General features: G+C 64.4%; 12 protein-coding genes. 8 read left to right on the top strand and 4 right to left on the bottom strand.

Going from position 1 to position 19571, the window contains the following annotated elements:
- A complete protein-coding gene (gene galE, locus JQ580_RS14060; RefSeq protein ID WP_212280617.1) occupies window positions 1-993 on the top strand; it encodes a UDP-glucose 4-epimerase GalE in 993 nt (330 codons plus the stop codon).
- A 55-nt stretch (window positions 994-1048) separates the two neighbouring features.
- On the opposite strand, the gene JQ580_RS14055 is transcribed toward galE, so the two are convergent.
- The gene (locus JQ580_RS14055; protein ID WP_212280616.1) at window positions 1049-5164 is read right to left on the bottom strand and encodes a bifunctional diguanylate cyclase/phosphodiesterase; all 4116 of its coding nucleotides are present in this window, start codon (window positions 5162-5164) and stop codon (window positions 1049-1051) included.
- A 293-nt stretch (window positions 5165-5457) separates the two neighbouring features.
- Between JQ580_RS14055 and JQ580_RS14050 the strand changes: the two genes are divergently transcribed.
- Genes JQ580_RS14050 through JQ580_RS14040 form a run of 3 tightly spaced genes read left to right on the top strand, consistent with a single transcriptional unit; the run spans window position 5458 to window position 8708 of the window.
- Entirely contained in the window at window positions 5458-6510 is a 1053-nt protein-coding gene (locus JQ580_RS14050) for an Ldh family oxidoreductase (protein ID WP_212280615.1), read from the top strand.
- Window positions 6511-6530: 20 nt separating this feature from the next.
- Complete coding sequence (locus JQ580_RS14045; RefSeq protein WP_212280614.1) at window positions 6531-7898, top strand: LLM class flavin-dependent oxidoreductase; 1368 nt, start codon at window positions 6531-6533, stop codon at window positions 7896-7898.
- 15 nt (window positions 7899-7913) lie between these two features.
- Window positions 7914-8708: a fumarylacetoacetate hydrolase family protein gene (locus tag JQ580_RS14040; protein WP_212280613.1), complete on the top strand. Its 795-nt coding sequence runs from the start codon at window positions 7914-7916 to the stop codon at window positions 8706-8708.
- Window positions 8709-8828: 120 nt separating this feature from the next.
- Here JQ580_RS14040 and JQ580_RS14035 read toward each other — a convergent pair whose 3' ends face one another.
- Window positions 8829-9284, bottom strand: coding sequence for an Lrp/AsnC family transcriptional regulator (locus JQ580_RS14035; RefSeq protein WP_212280612.1), 456 nt, complete (start codon window positions 9282-9284; stop codon window positions 8829-8831).
- A 153-nt stretch (window positions 9285-9437) separates the two neighbouring features.
- Between JQ580_RS14035 and JQ580_RS14030 the strand changes: the two genes are divergently transcribed.
- Window positions 9438-12884, top strand: coding sequence for an indolepyruvate ferredoxin oxidoreductase family protein (locus JQ580_RS14030; protein WP_212280611.1), 3447 nt, complete (start codon window positions 9438-9440; stop codon window positions 12882-12884).
- Window positions 12885-12960: 76 nt separating this feature from the next.
- A complete protein-coding gene (gene iaaH, locus JQ580_RS14025; protein WP_212280610.1) occupies window positions 12961-14382 on the top strand; it encodes an indoleacetamide hydrolase in 1422 nt (473 codons plus the stop codon).
- Here the strand turns inward: iaaH and JQ580_RS14020 are convergent.
- Entirely contained in the window at window positions 14379-15431 is a 1053-nt protein-coding gene (locus JQ580_RS14020; protein WP_212280609.1) for a DUF3616 domain-containing protein, read from the bottom strand. The genes iaaH and JQ580_RS14020 overlap by 4 nt on opposite strands.
- 320 nt (window positions 15432-15751) lie before the next feature.
- Window positions 15752-16663: a LysR family transcriptional regulator gene (locus JQ580_RS14015; protein ID WP_212280608.1), complete on the bottom strand. Its 912-nt coding sequence runs from the start codon at window positions 16661-16663 to the stop codon at window positions 15752-15754.
- Window positions 16664-16797: 134 nt separating this feature from the next.
- On the opposite strand from JQ580_RS14015, the gene JQ580_RS14010 reads away from it, so the two are divergent.
- Window positions 16798-17949 (top strand): HlyD family secretion protein, encoded by a 1152-nt coding sequence (locus JQ580_RS14010; RefSeq protein WP_212280607.1) that lies wholly within the window; start codon window positions 16798-16800, stop codon window positions 17947-17949.
- 4 nt (window positions 17950-17953) lie between these two features.
- A complete protein-coding gene (locus JQ580_RS14005; protein WP_212280606.1) occupies window positions 17954-19564 on the top strand; it encodes an MDR family MFS transporter in 1611 nt (536 codons plus the stop codon).
- Window positions 19565-19571 lie beyond the last annotated feature (7 nt).

Genomic DNA, 19571 nt, shown 5'->3' with positions numbered 1-19571 from the left:
ATGACCGACCGACCGACTGTCCTCGTCACCGGGGGCGCGGGCTATATTGGCTCGCATGCCTGCCGCGCATTGACCGCCGCCGGCTATCAGCCCGTCGTTTATGACAATCTCTCGACAGGTCATCGCAGCTTCGTTGCCGGTCCGCTGGTGACGGGCGATCTGCTCGACGGCACGGCGCTGGCACGCGCCTTCGCCGACCATGAGATCACGGCGGTGATGCATTTCGCCGCGGCGAGCCTGGTCGGCGAGTCCATGGCTGATCCGCAAAAATACTACATCAACAATGTGCAGGGCACTCTGTCTCTGTTGCAGGCGATGCGCAACGCCAACTGCCAGCGCATCGTTTTCTCCTCGACCGGCGCCGTCTACGGCAATGCCGATTCCAAGGAGCTGCCGGAAGATTTTCCCTGCATGCCGATCAATCCCTACGGCGCGTCGAAATTGATGATCGAGCGGATGCTCGCCGATTACCGCTCGGCCTACGGCTTCGGCGCGTTCTGCCTGCGCTATTTCAACGCCAGCGGCGCCGATCCGGCAGGCGGCATCGGGGAGCTGCGCGACAATGAAACCCACCTCATTCCCCGCGCCATGATGGCGCTGCAGGGCCATGTCGACTTTTCCGTGTTCGGCGACGACTACGACACACCAGACGGTACCGCGATCCGCGACTATATCCACGTCACCGACCTCGCCGCGGCGCATGTCGCGGCTTTAAAGCTCCTGGAAGCCGGACATGCCGGCGGCAGCTTCAATCTCGGCACCGGATCCGGCTTTTCCGTGCGCCAGATCCTGAACGCGATCAGGCAGGAGACCGGCCGCGAGGTGCCGCACACCGTCAAGCCGCGCCGCGCCGGCGACCCCACTTATCTGGTCGCCGATCCCTCCGCCGCGAGACAGGTGCTGAACTTCGTCCCTGGCCATTCCGACCTGGCGACGATCATCCGCACCGCCTGGGCCTGGCACCAGAAGGCGCATCCGTTCAAGCAGCGTTAGCCGACCGGCGCGCCCGCGCCTTGCTCCAGCGACGGCGGACTGCACCCGCGTGCCGTCAGACGACAGCGCGTTTCAGGTGTGGCGTCGCCGCTTCCGTGGCGGCAACATCCTGCTCCGGCTGGAGCGGCGGGGCAATCGGCAGGACCATCGGCCGCAATAGCTCGGCCATCTGCCTGGCCGGCAGCGGCTTGGAGATCAAAAAGCCCTGCATCTCGTCGCAGCCATGGGTGCGCAGGAATGCCTCCTGCTCGGCGTTCTCGACGCCTTCAGCGACGACGGTCATGCCGAGCGCCTTGCCCATGCTGATGATGGCCTGTGCGATCGCCTGATCCTCCGAATCCTGTGGCAGGTCGCGCACGAAGGAGCGGTCGATCTTGATGGTGTCGATCGGGAAGTGCTTCATCAACGACATCGACGAATAGCCGGTGCCGAAATCGTCGATGGCGAGGCGGATGCCGCGGCTCTGGATGGCATCGAGCACCTTGAGCGCGCGGCCGACATTGCGCATCATCATGCTCTCGGTGACTTCGAGCTGGAGCAGCACCGGCGACATGCCGCTGGCCGCCAGGGCCTCGTCGACGTCCTGCAACAGTTGCTCGTCAGCGAACTGCCGCGGTGACAGATTGACCGCCATCGACAACGGCAACAAGCCGCGACGCTGCCAGGCCATGGCCTGCGCACAGGCTTCCCTCAGCACCCAGCGGCCGATCGGCACGATCAGGCCGGTCTCTTCCGCGAGCGGGATGAACTGAGCCGGCGAGATGTTGCCGAGCTCGGGATGCGCCCAGCGCAGCAGGGCTTCCACGCCGGTGATCTGACCAGTCGCCATGTCGACCTTGGGCTGGTAGTTCAGCGAGAACTGCTCGCGCTCCAACGCGCGGCGCAGCGCGCTCTCCAGCGACAGGCGCTCGATCGACTGCGTCGTCACTTCGTTGGAGAAGAAGCGGTAGCCGTTCTTGCCGTCCTCCTTGGCCAGGTACATCGCCATGTCGGCGTTCTTGGTCAAGGTCTGCGCATCGGAGCCATTGGCCGGATACATCGCGATACCGATCGAGGCCGTGGTGTGGCACTCGTGTCCGGCCAGCTCCATGGGCTGGGCGAGCGCCGCGAGCAGCCCGGTCGCGATGCGCTGGACGTCGTCGATCTCGCCGCAGCGGTCGAGGATCACCACGAACTCGTCACCGCCGAGCCGCGCCACCACATCGCTTTCCCGCAACGCGCCGCGCAAGCGGTTGGCGACTTCGAGCAGGAGCAGGTCGCCGGCCTCATGGCCGAGCGAATCGTTGATGACCTTGAAGCGGTCGAGATCGATGAACAGCACCGCGAAGCGGTGATCGTGGCGTTCCGCCGAGTCGATCGCTTCCCGCAGGAGTCCGTTGAAGGTCTCGCGGTTCGGCAGGTCGGTCAGGCTGTCATGCGAGGCGAGGTACTCGATCCGCTCGTCCGCCTGGTTCTTGGCGTCGGCACGATCGAAATTCTCCATCGCAAAGGACACGTTGTCGGCAAGACGCTGCAACAGCTCGACGAACTCGGTGGTGAAGGTGCCCGGCTCGGTCGACATGTAGATCATGACGCCGACGGGCTGGTCATGCGCGATGAGCGGGAATGCCGCGCCCGAGCGCGCCCCGTCACCGCGGACGACCGCATGGAAGACGCGGACGCGATCGTCGTTGAGATAGTCGTTGCTGATGCAGGGTTGTCGCGTGCGGAACGCCGTACCGCTCATCCCGCGCCCTTCCGGCCGTTCGGGATCGATGGAGAGGCGAACGCTGCGCGTCGTGTCGGCGGACGGGCCGGCGGCAGCGACGATTTCGAGCTGGTCCGTGCCGGGCCTGGCCAGCGCGATCGTGGTCGAGGTGAACTTGGCGCCGTTCGATGCCGCATGGCACACGAGATCGAACATCTCGGCGCGCGACTTCGCCCGCATGATCGCCTCGTTGGTCGCGCTCAGAGCCGCGAACATGCGCGTCAAGCGCTCTTTCTGCGCCTCGGTACGGGCCTTTTCCTCGGCACGATCGAAATTGTCGAGGGCGAAGGAGACGTTTTCGGCGAGGCGCCCGAGCAACTCGACCAGATCGGGCGTGAACGTGTTCGGCTCGGGTGCGAGGAAAAGCAAAATGCCGATCGGTTCCTCGCCTGCCTTCAGAAGCGGGAAGCAGGCGGCGGCCCGCGTTCCATCCTCGATCGCCCTTGCCCGCCAGTGGGCCGATTGCGGCTCGTTCAGGTAATCATTCATGACGCTGGGCCGGCGAGCCCGCAGCGAACTGCCGATGATCCCCTGGCCTTCGGGATGGTCGACTGAAATGATGCAGGTTCGTCCGGCCATTTGCTGCTGCAGCCGCCCCTTCACCGCGGCGACGCGCACCAGCGCGTGTTCCTTGTCGATGATACCGATCGTGGCGGACGCGAACACGTCGCCGAGGACGGCCGCCTGGCACGCCGCCTCGAACAGGTCTTCGCGCGTCTTGGCGCGCATGATCGCTTCGTTGGTCGCGCTCAGCGCTTCGAACATTCCGCTCAGGCGGTTGCGCAGCTTGTCTGCTCGAGCCCTTTCCTCGGCGCGGTCGAAGCCTTCCAGCGCGAAGGCGACATTGGCCTGCAGCTTGCGGAGCAACTCAACGAACTCGGGTGTGAACGTGCCGCACTCCGGAGAATTGAAGAGGAACACCCCCTCGACCTGATCGCCGTTGAAGAGCGGCAAGGCCGCGGAGGACGCGATCCCGTTGCGGCGCGCGCTGGCGTGCCATGGCGCGATACGTTGATCGGCGAGCACGTCATTGCTGACGGCCGGCCGGCGCGTGCGGAACGCCGTACCCGTCAGTCCGCGCCCCTCCGGCACATCCTCGGAAATCGAGAACTTGAAGTTGCGAACCTGGTCCGCGTTCGGCCCGTAACAGGCGACGACACGCAGCAGCTTGGCGTCTCGGTCGACCATGGCGATGTTGGCCGACGTGAACTTGGCACCCTTGGCCGTCGCCTCGCAGACGAGATCGAACAGTTCGGCGCGCGATCGCGCCCGCAGGATCGCCTCGTTGGTCGCGCTGAGCGCGGCATACATGCGCGCCAGCCGCTCCTCCTCGGCCGCGATTTGGACCTTTTCGGACTCTCGACCGAAATTGTCGAGGGCAAAGCATACGTTCTCGGTGATCCGGAACATCAGCGCGACGACTTCTTCGTCCTTGGCCCACGAGCTGCTGATGAAGGACAGCATGACGCCGATGCTTTGCCCATGCTTGATCAGGGGAGCAGCGACACAGGCGACGACGCCACTGTTGATGTTGGCCTGCTCCCAGGGCGTGCCCTTGGTGCGACGGGGGAGATCGTCCTCCAGGCATGGCTTTTGCGAGCGAAACACCTCACCAGAGATGCCGCGGCCATAGGGATTGTCCGGGTCGACGGAGTAGCGGGCCTGAGCGACCAGTTCCAGATTCCTGCCCGTGCCGGCGACCGGTTTCAGCCAGTCGGAATCCTGTTCCTTCAGCAGGACGTAGGTCGCGAGCGATTTCCCTCCGTGGACGGAAGCGTCACACACGAGCTGGTACAGCTCCTGCTCGGTCTTGGCCCGCAGAATCGCCTCGTTGGTGGCGCTGAGGGCGCCGTACATCCGGTTGAGCCGCCGCGCCGTTCGCTCGCTGGTCTGCCGCGCGGTCTCACGCGCGAAATTGTCCAGCGCATAGGAAATGTTGGCCGACATTCGCTCGAATAGCGACACCATCTGGTCGCTTAGCGAATTCGAATCGCTACGCGTCACCAGCAGCACCCCGACACATCTGCCGTCGCAGAGCAGTGGCAGCGCTGCGGCCGCGCCTATGCCGGCCGCAGCCGCGCCCTCGCGCCACGCCAGCGAGCGCGGATCATTCAGATAGTCGTTGCTGATGCACAGCTTTTGATTGCGAAACGCCTCGCCCCCGACGCCGGCTCCTTCGGGCGTGCCGGCTTCCGTGGAAATCACGATCGAACGCAGACGCGCGACGTCATCGCCACAGCCCGCCGCAAAGAGAAGCCGTCTGCCGTCCTGCCCCACCAGGAACACGGCAACGGCCAAGAAATCCCCACTCGAAAACCCGGCGTCGCAGACCTTCTGGTACAGCTCGTCCGGCGATTTCGCGTAGAGGATCGCTTCGTTAATGGCGCTCAACGCCGCAAAGGTGCGCGCGAGTGTCGTCGACACGATCTTAGCTCCCGGGCATTTCTGCCTATTTGTCCCGGTGACGTTATGAGGGCCATCGCCTAAGTGGTCGTTATTGCGCGCTGCAAACAATCGATCAAAGTGAACGAGCTGCGAACGTCCCGGGCGAAACCATCCAAAATACCGCCGCACGGGACGAAACCTCAGCGAGAGGACACCTCTTTACGAATTTGCAGCCCTGTATTGGTTTACGAGAGATTGATATCGCAGCTGCGCTTTGAGACGATGGCCACCAACAATCAGTGCCCGCCAAGGGCAAGGACCCGGGGAACGCCATGCCGATCGTCACGGCCGATCGCCTCACGCGCGTCAGCGCCGCCCTGCTCCGCGCCGCCGGAGCCTCCGAGGAAGAAGCCGACGCCGTCGCGGTCGGCTGCGTCAACGCCAATCTGGCCGGCCACGATTCCCACGGCGTGATCGCCGTTCCCACCTATATCGACCGCATCAAGGCCGGCCACATCGTTCCCGGCGCCAAATGGACCGTCGTCCAGGAATCGCCGACCACGACCGTGATCGACGGCCATTGGGGCTTTGGTTTCCACGTCAACGCCAAGGCGATGGCGCTGACGATCGAGAAAGCCAGGACCGCGAATGTCGCGGCCTGCACCGTGTTCCGGCAAAGCCACGTCGGCCGCCTCGCCGCCTACCCCTTGATGGCGATGCGCGCAGGCATGATCGGCATCGCCACGGCGGATTCCGGGCGCTCGCCGAAACATGTCGCCCCGTTCGGCGGCAAGGAGGCGCGGCTCGGCACCAATCCGATTTCGATCGCGGTGCCGTCCGATCTCGACACACCGTTCTATCTGGATATGGCGACTTCGGCGGTGGCGGCCGGCAAGATCCAGCTCGCGGTCGCGCGCGGCGAGGAGATTCCGACGGGCTGGATCATCGATGCCGACGGACGGCACACCACTGACCCGACGCAATACCGCAAGGGCGGCGCGCTGCTGCCGCTCGGCGGCACCGAGGGCTACAAGGGCAGTGGTCTCGCCGCCATGGTCGAGGTGCTCTGCGGCCTGCTCACAGGTCTCGGCTTCGGCGTCGAGCCGACCGGCCGTCACAACGACGGATGCTTCATGGCGGTGTTCAACGTCGCCGCCTTCCGGCCGCTGCGGGAGTTCAAGCGCGAGGTCACGGAGTTCGCGCGTTATCTGAAATCGACGCCGCCGTCCGAAGGCAGCAAGGGCGTGTTCTATCCCGGCGAGATCGAAGGCCTGCGCGAGCAGCAGCGCCTGCGCGACGGCATCGAGATCGAGGATGCCACCTGGGAGAAACTGCGCGCGCTGGCGCGCGAGTACAGGCTCGCCACCGTCCTCGATTTGACCTGACGGCACCAGGAGACAGCAGCATGACGAGACAGATGGTCCTGGTCGGCTTCCTCCAGGCGCAGAACTGCACCAATCTGCCGAGCTCCTGGCGGCATCCGGACTCGCGCGCCGATTCGATGTCGGCGGACTATTATCAGGAGATCGGCAGGATTCTCGAGGCCGGCAAATTTCACATGGCCTTCTTCGACGATCGACTGGCGATGCCGGACCGCTACGGCAACGACCACGCCCATACCGTCGAATACGGCATCCGCTGCGTGAAGATGGACCCGCTGATCGTGCTGACCACGATGGGTCTGGTCACCGACAAGCTCGGGCTTGGCGCGACCTGCTCGACCACCTATTACGAACCGTTCGACGTCGCGCGCCGGTTTGCCACGCTCGACCTTATGTCCGGCGGACGCGCGGGCTGGAACGTCGTCACCTCGCTCAATGATGGTGAAGCGCTCAACATGGGGCGCGACTCCCATCCCGAGCATGACTCCCGCTACGACAAGGCCGACGAGTTCATGGAGGTCGTGCTCGGTCATTGGGACACCTGGGAGGACGGCGCTCTCATCATGGACAAGCAAAGCGGCCGCTTTGCCGATCCCGCCAAGGTGAAGCGGCTCGATCACAAGGGCGCCGCGTTCAGGTCACGCGGGCCCTTCACCGTGCCGCGTTCGCAGCAAGGCCATCCCGTGATCATCCAGGCAGGGGCATCGGGCCGAGGCCAGCGCTTTGCCGGGCGATGGGGCGAGGTGATCTTCACCGCCGCGCGCAACCTTCAGGGCGCCAAGGACGGCTACGCGTCCGTGCGTAACGAGGCCGCCAAGGCCGGTCGCGATCCCGATGAGATGTTCCTCTGCAATCTGACGACGCCGGTCTGTGCCGCCACCAAAGCCGAAGCCGAAGACAAGATGGCGCTGATCAACAAGCTGCCGCTGCAGATCGACGCGCTGTCGCTGCTCGCCGAAGCTCTCAATTACGACTTCGCCTCCAAGGGTCTTGACGAGCCGCTGACGACGGACGAGCTGAAGAGCATGCAGGGCATCCTCGGCATCCGCGACGGCGTGCTGAAGACGTCAGGCAAGAGCAACCCGAGCGCCCGCGACTTCGTCACCTTCTCCGGCCGCGGTCAGGTGCAGGACGCCATGGTCGGCGGCCCCAAGGAGATCGCGGACAAGCTGGAGGAAATGTTCGTCGAGCGCGGCTGCGACGGCTTTGTCATCGCCGCGACCTACGTGCCCGGCTCCTACGCCGATTTCGTGCAGTATATCGTGCCGGAGCTGCAGCGCCGCGGACTGTTTCAGAAGGACTATCGCGGCAAGACATTGCGGGAAAACCTCGGGCTCAAGCGACCGGCGGCCGGCGCCTGGAAAGTGCAACCGCGCGATGCCGCGGAGTGACAGCGGGTACATGACATGCGCTGGTTGAATTTCACGGAGACAGGCAAGTCCTCGTGGGGGATTATCGAGGGCGATAAGGTCATCGCGGTCGACGGCGATCCCTTCGGCGAATGGCAACGCACCGCGCGCGCGCATGCGCTCGGCGACGTCAGGATCGAGCTGCCGCTGATCCCGCGCACCTTCTATTGCGTCGGGCTGAATTACCTCAAGCACCTAAAAGAAGCCGCCGACAAGGCCGGCACCGTGCCGGCCGTCCCTGACAGGCCCGAGATCGGCTATCGCGCCCAGAACGCGCTGATCGCGCATGGCGAGGACGTGGTGATCCCGTCGTTTGCGACGGAGAAGATCCACTATGAGGGCGAGCTCGTCGTCGTCATCGGCAAGAAGGTGAAGCACCTCACTGAAGCGAACGCGATGGATTGCGTGTTCGGCTACACCATCGGCAACGACGTCAGCGAGCGTAGCTGGCAAAAGGCCGACCGCAGCCTATGGCGCTCGAAGAACGCCGACACGTTCAAGCCGATGGGGCCGTGGATCGAGACCGAAGCCGATCTCGCAAAGATGGAAACGATCGTCCGGGTCAACGGCCGGGAGACCAGCCGCTTCGCCACCGCCGACATGATCTTCGGCGTCGTGCCGTTCCTGGTCGAGCTGACGAAGTATTTCACGCTGTGGCCCGGCGACGTGATCTGGATGGGCACGGACGGTGCCTCGCCCGACATCAAGCATGGCGATGTCGTGGAGATCGAAATCAGCGGCGTCGGCACGTTGCGCAACAGGTTCGTGCGGGAGGGAGTAGCAGCCCCATAGCACCGGTGCCGTAGGGTGGGCAAAGCGAAGCGTGCCCACCACCTCCCTCGATCATGGAGAAATCGTGGGCACGGCGCGAAGACCGCGCCTTTGCCCAACCTACGGCAGCTGTGCAAGACGTCAAAACGGAAGCGCCACGCTCGACTTGATTTCCTTCAGCACCACATTGCTGCGGACGTAGCGGATGCCGGGAATGCGGAACATGAACTCGTCCAAAAATCGATTGTAGGCCGCCATGTCCTGCACGACGACGCGCAAATGATAATCGGCATCGCCCGTGGTCGCAAAGCACTCCAGGACCTCGCGCCGCTTGGTCACCCGCGCGACGAATTCGTCGACGAATTTGGCGTCGTGCCGCTCCAGCGAGACGTGGAGGATGGCCGACATCGCAAAGCCCGCCTGCTCGCGCGCGACCAGCGCCGCGTAGCCTTGGATGACGCCGGCTTCCTCCAGCGCGCGCACCTTGCGCCAGCAGGCCGAAGTCGACATGCCCACCGCGTCCGCCAGTTGCTGGTTGGTGGCACGGCCATCCTTCTGCAGATGGGCGAGAATCCGCGCGTCCTGGTCTTCAATCATGGAAACCCCTCAGCTGATATAAATCTACCAAAAATGACCACGATACGCAAAAATCTACCGATATTGTCTCCCATAACGGATGAATGGGTAGGACCTACCAGCGGTCCGGGCATACCCTTGCGTCAATCGGCAGGATGCCGCGCGAGGTCCGCCATGGAAGCCTTTCCGTATCTCGATTCGTACGAGCTGTCCGACCGCTACGATCGCGACGAGGGCCGCGTCTTCCTGACGGGGACGCAGGCGATCGTCCGCATCGCGCTCGATCAGGTCAGGCGCGACCGGGCCCATGGCCTCAACACCGCCGGTTTCATCTCCGGCTATCGCGGCTCGCCGCTCGGCGGCATCGACCTCGAGCTCTGGCGCATCCAGGATCGGCTGAAGCAGGACCGCATCGAATTCCTCCCCGCAGTGAACGAAGACCTCGCCGCGACGGCGGTGCTCGGCTCGCAACAGGTCGAGACACAAGGAGATCGCGAAGTCGATGGCGTGTTCGGGCTCTGGTACGGCAAAGGTCCCGGCGTCGATCGTTCCGGCGACGCGCTGAAGCACGGCAACGCCTATGGCTCCTCCCCGCATGGCGGCGTGCTGGTGGTCGCAGGTGACGACCACGGCTGTGTCTCCTCGTCAATGCCGCACCAGTCCGACGTCGCCTTCATGAGCTGGTTCATGCCGACGCTGCATCCCGCGAGCGTCAGCGAGTATCTCGAGTTCGGCGAGTATGGCTATGCCCTCAGCCGCTTCTCCGGCATGTGGGTCGGCTTCAAGGCGATCTCGGAGATCGTCGAGTCCGGCGCCTCCGTCGCGCTGCGTCCGCCGCGCGCCTTCCGCACGCCGGACTTCACGCCGCCGCCCGGCGGCCTGCACTACCGCTGGCCGGATTTGCCGGGCCCGCAGATCGAGGAGCGGCTGGAGGCGAAGAAGCACGCGGTCTACGCCTTCGCGAAGGCCAATCCGATCGACCGGCGGATCTACGACAATCCGAACGCGACCTACGGCATCGTCACCACCGGCAAGGCGCATCTCGATCTGATGGAGGCGTTGCGGCTGATGGGTCTGGATGAGGCCGCCTGCCGCAGTATCGGCATCGATATCTACAAGGTCGGCATGGTCTGGCCGCTGGCGCTGCATGACGCCATGGATTTCGTGAAAGGCAAGCGCGAGATCCTCGTGGTCGAGGAGAAGCGCGGCATCATCGAGAGCCAGTTCAAGGAGTATTTTTACGATTATCCCGGCAGCAAACCCGAACGCATGGTCGGCAAGCACGACGAAACCGGCGCAAGGCTGATCTCCTGGATCGGCGAGCTGTCGCCCCGCGCGCTGGCCGGCGTGCTCGCGCGCCGCCTCGATCCGATGTTTCCGGGCCTCAATCTCGCCGCACGCGCGGCCGCGCTGATGCCGGAGGCCGCACGCACCATCAACGTATCGGGTGCAACGCGCACGCCCTATTTCTGCTCAGGCTGCCCGCACAACACATCGACGAAGGTGCCTGAAGGCTCCAAAGCACTGGCCGGCATCGGTTGTCATTTCATGGCAAGCTGGATGGACCGCGAGACCTCGTCGCTGATCCAGATGGGCGGCGAAGGCGTGAACTGGGCGGCGTCGTCCAAATTCACCGGCCGCAAGCACGTCTTCCAGAATCTCGGTGAAGGCACCTACTACCATTCCGGCTCGATGGCGATCCGGCAGGCGATCGCGGCCAAGGCCAATATCACCTACAAGATCCTGTTCAACGATGCCGTCGCGATGACAGGCGGTCAGCCGGTCGACGGTCCCATCAGCGTGCATGCCATCGCACACAGCGTCCGCGCCGAGGGCGTGACGCGCATTGCGCTGGTGTCGGACGATCCCGCACAGTTCTCGCCTGCCGACCTGCCGGCCGGCGTCACCCTGCATCCGCGCGAGGAGATGGATGCCGTGCAGCGCGAGCTGCGCAATATCCCCGGGGTCTCGGTCCTCATCTATCAGCAGACCTGCGCCACGGAAAAGCGGCGCCGGCGCAAACGCGGGCAGATGGCCGACCCCAAGCGCTTCGCCTACATCAACGATCTCGTCTGCGAGGGCTGCGGCGACTGCTCGGTGGAATCAAACTGCCTGAGCGTCGAGCCGAAGGAGACCTCGTTCGGCCGCAAGCGTCAGATCAATCTCTCGGCCTGCAACAAGGATTTTTCCTGCCTCAACGGCTTCTGCCCCAGCTTCGTCACCGTCGAAGGTGCGACGCGCCGGACGAAGGGCGCAAGCCAGATCGACGCGATCGGCCGTGCGGCTAAGCTTCCCCTGCCCGCATCCTCACCGCTCGACCGGCCCTATGATTTGCTGGTGACCGGCGTCGGCGGCACCGGCGTGATCACGGTGGGCGCGCTGATCGGCATGGCGGCGCACCTCGAACGACGCGGCGTCTCGGTGTTGGACTTCACCGGCTTTGCTCAGAAGTTCGGGCCCGTGCTGAGCTACATTCGCCTCGCCTCAAGCCCTGAGGCGCTGCATCAGGTCCGTATCGACCAGGGCGCGGCCGACGCGCTGATCGGCTGCGATCTCGTCGTCAGCTCCTCGCCCAAGGCGTCCGGTACCTACCGCCGCGACACGCGCGCTGCCGTCAACACCGCGGAGATGCCGACCGGCGACGTCGTCCGCTTCCGCGACGCCGATCTCGCCTCCCCCGCCCGCCTGCGCGCGATCGGTCAGGTCATCGGCGAGGACAATCTCGGCACCATCGATGCCAACGCACTGGCCGAACGGCTGCTCGGCGATGCCGTCTACGCCAATATCATCATGCTGGGCTTTGCCTGGCAGCGCGGGCTGGTCCCGATTTCGCTTGCCGCGCTGCTGCGCGCGATCGAGCTCAACGGCGTCGCAGTCGAGCGCAACAAGCAGGCTTTTGCCTGGGGCCGGATTGCAGCCGTCGATCCCGAGCTCTTGAAAACGGACGAAGCGGCCAAGGACGAAACGCTCGACCAGTTCATCGACCGTCGCGCCGACTTCCTGATCGCCTATCAGGATGCCGCCTATGCGGCGCGCTACCGAGCGACCATCGCAAAAGTCCGCAACGCCGAAGCCGTCCTGAGCAGCGAGGCGCTCACCGAAGCGGTTGCGCGCGCCCTGTTCAAGCTGATGGCCTACAAGGACGAATACGAGGTGGCACGGCTGCACATGCAGAGTGGATTTCTCGATGAGCTTAAGCGCGAGTTCGAGGACGGCTTCAGCGTCCAGTACCACCTCGCACCGCCATTCCTGCCGTCGCCGCGCGACGCACGCGGGCGGCCGCGCAAGCGCACCTTCGGCCAATGGATCCAGATGCCGCTCGCCATGCTCGCGCGGCTGAAGGGATTGCGTGGGACGCCGTTCGATCCGTTCGGCTACGCCTGGGACCGGCGGACCGAGCGCGAACTGATCACATGGTATGAAGCTCTGATCGAACGGATGCTCGGCGAGCTCGGTACGGCGCGTCTTCCGGATCTCGTCGCGATTGCCAAGGCGCCGATGGAGGTCCGCGGTTATGGCCCGGTCAAGGACACCGCGATCGGGAAGACCAAGACCGAGGTCGAGCGCTTGTTTGCCGGACTCCACACGTCGTCGCCGCCAAAGATGCGCGCCGCCGGTTGACGCGGAGCCGGCGAGGCTTCAGCCTCCATGCTCGGGAGGGCGCCCTGATGACTGCCCGCCAAGAGAGTGACGCATCATGGATTTCGACCAATTGACCCTGGGCCAGGCCGCAGCCGGCCTCCGCGCCGGCACCGTCACGAGTACAGCCCTCACGACGGAGGCTCTTGCCCGGGCCAAGGCCAATGCCGATCTCAATGCCTTCATCACCGTGGACGAGGCCGGCGCGCTGAAGGCCGCCGCGGCATTCGACACCAATGGCGACAAGGACAAGCCGCTCGGCGGCGTGCCGATCGTGATCAAGGACAACATCGAGGTCGCGGGACTGCCTTGCAGTGCCGGCACGCCCGCCCTCAGAGACTACGTTCCAAAGGCCGATGCGCCGGTCGTGGCGAAACTGCGTGCGGCAGGCGCGATCATCATCGGCAAGACCAGCATGCACGAGCTGGCCTTCGGTATATCCGGCTACACCACCGCGTTCAGGACCGGCGCCGCGTTCGGCGTGCGCAACGCCTATGATCGCACCCTGATCGCCGGCGGCTCCTCGTCCGGGACCGGTGCGGCGATCGGCGCACGGATCGTCGCAGGCGGGCTCGGCACCGACACCGGCGGATCGGTGCGCGTGCCCGCCGCGCTGAACGGATGTGCCTCGCTGCGCCCGACCGTCGGCCGCTATCCGCAACACGGCATCGCCCCGATCTCGCATACCCGAGATACCGCAGGCCCGATGGCCGCGACCATGGCCGACGTCGCGCTGCTCGATCGCGTGATCACGGATGGCGCGGCGGTCGGACCGGCCGACCTGAAGCAGGTGCGGATTGGCATCGTCAAGACGATGTTGACCAATCTCGATGTCGACACCGAGACCGCCTTCCAGGCCGCCATCGCTCAGCTGAAGGCACACGGCGTCACGATCGTTGAGGTCGAGATGCCGCAGCTCGCCGAGCTCAACGGCCAGGTCGGCTTTCCCGTCGCGCTGTATGAAGCCTATGACGACATGGTCGAATATCTCGCCCACACCGGCACGGGCCTCACCGTGGAAGCGCTGGCGAGGGAGATTGCCAGCCCCGACGTGAAGGGCACCTATGATGGCTTGGTGATCCCGCGCAAACTGCCGGGTCCGGACAATACGCTGCTCGATGCCGGGCCGATCTACGATGCGGCGGTCAAGACCGCGCGACCGGCGCTACAAGCGCTCTACAGCAAGATCTTTGCCGACAACCGGCTCGACGCCATCGCTTTTCCTACCACGCCACGCGTTGCGATCCCCTCCAATCCGGAGTCCAGCACGCTGGAGAATTTCGCTCTGTTCATCCAGAACACCGACCCCGGCAGCAACGCCGGCATTCCCGGAATCCAGATCCCGATCGCGCTCGGCGCCACCAGCAAACTACCGATCGGGCTCGAACTGGATGGTCCCGCAGGCAGCGATCTTCGCCTGCTCGCGATCGGCATCGCGCTCGACGATCTATTCGGCCGATTGCCGGCCCCGACGCGCTAGCTGCTGGAGCAGGGTGGAGGTCGCGGCCCCGATCCCGGAATTTCTATCGGGGTGGGCGCACCTTCCTTGTCGCCGTCGAACACGATCAGGACACGCAGCCCGGTTGACGTCTTGTCCAGCGGCAGGAGCCCCTCCGGCTTTCGCTTGGGATCAAACGGCAAGTCCTTCAACAGTTCGACGGAGTCTGACGAGCCGTCCCACGCGTAAACCGCATAAGACCCGGGGCCGTCCGCGGCGGGCCCCGCCAGGACGAGAACGCGATCGCCGAATGATGCAAGATCGCGCACGCCGCGTCCGTCGCCGAGCGGCAGCCGGTACAGACGATGGTCCGGGCTTCCAGCGTTGCCGAACAGGGCCGCCATCTCGACCGACAGAACGATGGCGCAGTTGCCGTTCAGCACCGGGCCCCGGAATCCCGCGAGCAGCGTCCGGTCGTCCTTGATCGCGACGCCTTCGATCGTCAGCCCGTTGGCTTCCAGCCGCATATCCACGAAGGGGAGAAGAGCCGGCTCGTTCGCAATGACATCTCTCAGCTTGGGCGTGCGCTCGAGGCCTGACGCATTGCCATCTGCCCCCGTCGTACGAAACCGGACGATCTGGCTGCTCGCGGCGATCTTCGCTCGAATTTTATCGGCATGTTTGTTCGGATCAAGCTTGTGGTCCTTGTCCCGGGGATGGCCGTGCGAGCCGATGACGTAATAGTACCCGTTGGAGAAGGCGACGCCCTCGCCATCGAGTTCGAGCGCCTTGTCATTGAACGTGTTGTCGATCAGCTTGACCGGGCTGCCGGCAACGAGCTTGCCGTCGGTCAGCTCGATGAATTGAGCGTCCTGGAGGTTGTCGTCGATGACGAGGCACGAACGGGGAAATCCGTCCGCGGTCGTGCAGGCGATGCCGCTGACGTCCTTGGACTTGTTTCCGTCCTCGCCAATCAGTCTGTTCTTGACCGGCCACGCATCGTCGGTGGCAGCAAAAGAAGGCTGCACACCGCTCGCCGCCGTGAGGCCGAGCAGCAAGATCGCAAGCCATCCCGTTCTGACGAGCATCATCGAAGCCTCCTTCAGCTGCAGTCGGTCTGGATCCGGCCAAGCCGCTCAGCTTCACCGCGACAGGATGCTGTCGATCCCCTGCGAAGCGGGCACGCCATCGAACGTTGATCGGCTTGCCGCCTGTCGATGCGTCGGAGATGGAAAAGCAAGAAATGAAGAAGCAGATGCCGGCTTGAACGAAAAGTCACATCGAAGAAACGGGATCGGGCCGAACCATCGCGGTCCATAATGGATATTTATATCTCAGGTTGCATTGTTTCCAGGTACCCAGCTGATGTCAACTCACTTTCTGGCGGGTATGGAGCCGTCGTCGAGCGGGCTCATGAATACGGATTGATCAGCTTTTGCTGCTCGGCGCTGTGCTGCGCGAGCAGGTCGATGAAGGTCCTGACCTTCGCCGACAGATGATGACGATGCGGATAGACCGCGTTCATGGACAGCTCGATCGTCCGCAATTCCGGCAAGAGGCGCACGAGGTGGCCGGCTTCGAGGTCGTCCTGAATGAGAAATCCCGCCATCAGACAGATAGCGGCCCCCTCCAGTGCGACCTTGCGCAGCGCTTCCCCGCTATTGGTGACGAAGCTGCCCGAGATGCGTACGGAGACCGGTGCGCCTTTGCGGTCGATGAAACGCCATTCATCGCCGAACGGATAGTTCAAGTGCCGGCCGCAATTGTGCGCGGCGAGTTCGTCGAGCTTCTGCACCCGGCCGTACTTCTCGAGATAATCGTGCGAACAGCAAAGCACGTGGCGCCAGGTGGCGAGGCTGCGGACGATCAGGCTCGAATCCGGCGGCGAGGTCATGCGCAGGGCGACGTCGTAGCCTTCTTCGATGAGATCGACGTCAGCCTCGCCCATGCGCAGATCGACCTTGAGCTCCGAATAGGTCGACAGCAGCTTGGCCACCACAGGCGCGACGAACTGCACCATATGGGTGGCGACGTGGATGCGCAGCGTGCCGCGGGGCACCGACTGCAACTCGCTGGCGATATCGTCGGCCTGTTCGAGATCGGCGAGGATCTGGGTCGAGCGGTCGTAATAGGCCTTGCCGATTTCGGTGAGGCTCACCTTCCGCGTGGTGCGGTTGAGCAGGCGCACACCGAGCCGATCCTCCAGCGCCTGCACATGGTTGCTCACCATGGTCGTCGACATGTTGAGCCGGCGCGCTGCGGCGGAAAAGCCGCCGTTTTCGACGACGTGGATAAAGGCGGTGAGGCTGGTAAAGCGATCCATGGCTCGGATTATCCACTCCTGCTGGATAATGCTTCAACTTAATCCACGATTATCACAGGGGCGGCTACGGCACATCTTACCGGCACCCAGCAAGGCACCTTCAGACGAGCCGCGTGGGAACTTCCGAGGATGCCATGTCGAACGCCACTTATGTCACTGAAACAAATACAAAAATCGGCCTGCGCCCATCCCGGCAGGCAATCGGGCGTGCCGCTATCGGGCTGGCGCTCGCGCTCGGCGTCGCGATCGCAGCCGACTATGGCTACGACTATCTGAAAACGGGCCGCTACCTGGAGTCCACCGACGATGCCTATGTGAAGGCCGATTCCACGATCATCGCGCCAAAAGTCTCCGGCTACATCGCCAAGGTGCTGGTCAGTGACAACGAAAAGGTGAAAGCGGGCCAGGCGCTGGCAAAGATCGACGATCGCGACTTCAGGGCGGCGCTCGACCAGGCCAAAGCCGACGTCGCCGCCGGCGAGGCCTCGGTGCGCAACATCGATGCCCAGATCGAACTGCAGCAGCCGATCATCGAGCAGAGCACGGCTGATGTCAGCGCAGCCGATGCCAATCTGAAATTCGCGCAGGAAGAGCGCGCCCGCTACGACGACCTCATGAAGACCGGCTCCGGCACGATCCAGCGCGCGCAGCAGACCGACGCGGCGCTGCGCGCGAGCAGCGCGCAATTGCAGCACGCGAAATTTGGCCTGCTGGCCGCGCAGCGCAAGATCGACGTGCTCACCACCCAGCGGGCCCAGGCCGCGGCCCAGCTCGAACGGGCCCGCGCGGTCGCGCAGCAGGCGGCGTTGAACCTGTCCTATACCGAGATCACCGCGCCGGTCGACGGCACCGTCGGCGCGCGCTCACTGCGGGTCGGCCAATACGTTCAGGCCGGCACGCAATTGATGGCGGTGGTGCCGCTCGACGCGGTCTATGTCGTCGCCAACTTCAAGGAGACCCAGCTCACGCATGTGCGGCCGGGTCAGCCGGTCGAATTGCACGTCGACAGTTTTCACAATCGCACGCTGCGCGGCCATGTCGATAGCCTGTCGCCGGCGAGCGGGCTTGAGTTCGCGCTGCTGCCGCCCGACAATGCCACCGGCAATTTCACCAAGATCGTGCAAAGGGTCCCGGTGAAGATCGTGCTTGACGACCACAGCCTCACCGGCCTGCTGCGCCCCGGCATGTCGGCGGTGCCGACGGTCGACACCAAGCAGGCGGTGCTGGCCGAGCGCGAGACGGCGAAGCACCTCGCGGACAACACGTCCCACCCCAACGGCGGCTGAAGCCATGAGCACGCTCCAACCCACTGTCAACGCCGTCGCGCATCTCGCAGCGCCCAAGGCGCCCGCCGCTCCGGCGGTATCCGCAAAGACCTGGGTCGCGGTGATCGGCGCGACGCTCGGCGCCTTCATGGCGGTGCTGAACATCCAGATCGTCAACGCTTCGCTCGCCGACATCCAGGGTGCGATCGGCGCCGGCATCGACGACGGCGGCTGGATCTCGACCTCCTATCTGGTCGCGGAGATCGTAGTGATCCCGCTCTCCGGCTGGCTGGCGCAGGTGTTCTCGATCCGGATCTATCTTCTGACCAACGCGGTCCTGTTCCTTGTTCTCTCGGCGGCCTGCGCGCTTGCGCAAGATCTGTCGCAGATGATCGTACTGCGCGCTGTGCAGGGATTTACCGGCGGCGTGCTGATTCCAATGGCTTTCACGCTGATCATCACGCTGCTACCGCGCGCAAAACAGCCGGTCGGCCTCGCGCTATTCGCGCTGTCGGCGACGTTCGCGCCCGCGATCGGCCCAACCATCGGCGGCTATCTCACCGAGAATTTCGGCTGGGAATACATCTTCTACGTCAACCTCATCCCCGGCGCGGTGATGGTCGGCATGCTCTGGTACGCGCTCGACGCCAAGCCGATGAAGCTGGCGCTGCTGCGCGAGGGCGACTGGGCCGGCATCGTCACCATGGCGATCGGCCTCTCCGCGCTCCAGACCGTGCTGGAGGAAGGCAACAAGGACGACTGGTTGGGCTCGCCTTTCATCGTCAAGCTCAGCGTGATCGCGGCCGTCGCGCTGACTGCCTTCCTGATCATCGAGCTCGCGGTGAAGAAGCCGCTGCTGAACCTGCGCCTGCTCGGCCGCCGCAATTTCGGCTTCGGCATGCTCGCCAATTTCCTGCTCGGCATCGCGCTGTACGGCTCGGTCTTCATCCTGCCGCAATATCTGTCACGCATCCAGGGCTACAATTCCGAGCAGATCGGCATGGTGCTGGCCTGGACCGGATTGCCGCAGCTCCTGCTGATTCCGCTGGTGCCGCGTCTGATGCAGAAGTTCGATGCGCGGATCATCATCGGCGTCGGTTTCGTGCTGTTCGCGGCTTCCAACTTCATGAACATCCATATGACCAACGACTACGCCGCCGACCAGCTGCTGTGGCCCAACGTCGTCCGCGCCGTCGGGCAGGCGCTGGTGATGGCGCCGCTGTCGGCGGTCGCGACGGCGGGCATCGAAGCGGGGAACGCGGGCTCGGCCTCCGGCCTGTTCAACATGATGCGCAATCTCGGCGGCGCCGTCGGCATAGCGCTGCTACAGACCGTGCTGACCAAGCGCGAGCAGTATCACTCCAACGTGCTGATGCAGTCGGTCTCGGTGTTCGAGCAGGCCATCCGCACACGGCTGGAACAGCTGACGCAATATTTCGTCAATCACGGCATCCTCGACCGTGCGGACGCGGCGCATCGCGCCTACGTCGCGATTGGCCATACCGTGCAGAAGCAGGCCTATATCTTCGCCTTCAGCGATACGTTTTATCTGCTGGGCGTGGCGCTGATCGTCGCGCTCGCCGCGGTCCTGTTCCTGAAGAAACCCGGCCAGACCTCAGCCGGTGGCGCTCACTAACCTCACC

The sequence above is a fragment of the Bradyrhizobium sp. SZCCT0148 genome (assembly GCF_018129985.1).
GTDB classification, from domain to species: Bacteria; Pseudomonadota; Alphaproteobacteria; order Rhizobiales; family Xanthobacteraceae; genus Bradyrhizobium; species Bradyrhizobium japonicum_H.
This window is presented reverse-complemented; position numbering and strand designations above follow the sequence as displayed.

Coding starts and splice junctions, on each gene's coding strand:
- JQ580_RS14050 (WP_212280615.1), top strand. CDS start 5,458: ATGCCGATCGTCACGGCCGATCGCCTCACGCGCGTCAGCGCCGCCCTG.
- iaaH (WP_212280610.1), top strand. CDS start 12,961: ATGGATTTCGACCAATTGACCCTGGGCCAGGCCGCAGCCGGCCTCCGC.
- JQ580_RS14010 (WP_212280607.1), top strand. CDS start 16,798: ATGTCGAACGCCACTTATGTCACTGAAACAAATACAAAAATCGGCCTG.
- JQ580_RS14030 (WP_212280611.1), top strand. CDS start 9,438: ATGGAAGCCTTTCCGTATCTCGATTCGTACGAGCTGTCCGACCGCTAC.
- JQ580_RS14020 (WP_212280609.1), bottom strand. CDS start 15,431: ATGATGCTCGTCAGAACGGGATGGCTTGCGATCTTGCTGCTCGGCCTC.
- JQ580_RS14005 (WP_212280606.1), top strand. CDS start 17,954: ATGAGCACGCTCCAACCCACTGTCAACGCCGTCGCGCATCTCGCAGCG.
- JQ580_RS14015 (WP_212280608.1), bottom strand. CDS start 16,663: ATGGATCGCTTTACCAGCCTCACCGCCTTTATCCACGTCGTCGAAAAC.
- JQ580_RS14045 (WP_212280614.1), top strand. CDS start 6,531: ATGACGAGACAGATGGTCCTGGTCGGCTTCCTCCAGGCGCAGAACTGC.
- JQ580_RS14040 (WP_212280613.1), top strand. CDS start 7,914: ATGCGCTGGTTGAATTTCACGGAGACAGGCAAGTCCTCGTGGGGGATT.
- galE (WP_212280617.1), top strand. CDS start 1: ATGACCGACCGACCGACTGTCCTCGTCACCGGGGGCGCGGGCTATATT.
- JQ580_RS14035 (WP_212280612.1), bottom strand. CDS start 9,284: ATGATTGAAGACCAGGACGCGCGGATTCTCGCCCATCTGCAGAAGGAT.